This is a genomic window from Psychrobacter sp. TB55-MNA-CIBAN-0194, from assembly GCF_040309505.1.
Lineage (GTDB): Bacteria > Pseudomonadota > Gammaproteobacteria > Pseudomonadales > Moraxellaceae > Psychrobacter > Psychrobacter fozii.
The window spans coordinates 1-268 of the sequence record NZ_JBEOOW010000338.1 but is presented as its reverse complement, the minus strand read 5'-3'; the positions used below and the strand labels follow the sequence as shown (position 1 = coordinate 268).

The window sequence follows — 268 nt, the reverse complement described above, 5'->3', positions numbered from 1 at the left end:
GAGCAACCATGTCCATGTTCAACAAGGTCGTGAAGGAATTCCAGTGGGGCCAGCACAAGGTGCGCCTCGAAACCGGTGAAGTCGCTCGCCAGGCGAGCGGCGCCGTGCTCGTCGACGTCGAAGACACCGTCGTGCTCGCGACCGTCGTGGGCGCGAAGTCGGCGAAGCCGGGTCAGGACGTCTTCCCGCTGACCGTCGACTACCTCGAGAAAACCTATTCGGCCGGCAAGATCCCGGGCGGCTTCTTCCGCCGCGAAGGCCGTCCGTC

At 64.9% G+C, this 268-nt stretch carries 1 pseudogene; it reads left to right on the top strand.

The annotated features are described in order from the left end of the window. Positions 1-8: 8 nt before the first annotated feature. Positions 9-268: pseudogene (locus tag AAEY75_RS15365) on the top strand (polyribonucleotide nucleotidyltransferase); the annotation flags it as partial.